The organism is Undibacterium sp. TC4M20W, from assembly GCF_049340245.1.
GTDB lineage: Bacteria > Pseudomonadota > Gammaproteobacteria > Burkholderiales > Burkholderiaceae_D > Undibacterium.
Map to the genome: position 1 here is coordinate 1 of NZ_JBMPPI010000101.1, position 243 is coordinate 243.

The 243-nt window shown below is 56.0% G+C and carries 1 pseudogene; it reads right to left on the minus strand.

The annotated features are described in order from the left end of the window. Nucleotides 1-243 (minus strand): annotated as a pseudogene (locus ACO0LL_RS30460) (hypothetical protein); the annotation flags it as partial.

Consider the following 243-nt stretch of genomic DNA (forward strand, 5'->3'; position numbering starts at 1 on the left):
TAGCGGAATCCAGCACTTTGCTCAACCAGTCCTTAGCCAGGGCTGTGTTGCTTGGCAGGGAGTAGGCAACGATTTCTTCGTTGGTGTCGATGGCTGTTGTGAAGGATGTCGCAGCGGCAACTTTGGAGTCAACGGCAACTTTGTCTGCACCGGTAGCACCACCGAGGATGGCCAGAGCGGCTTGACCCAGGGTGACTTTGCCGTTCAGCAGTTGGCCTGTCCAGTAGTTGAGACCTGCTACGT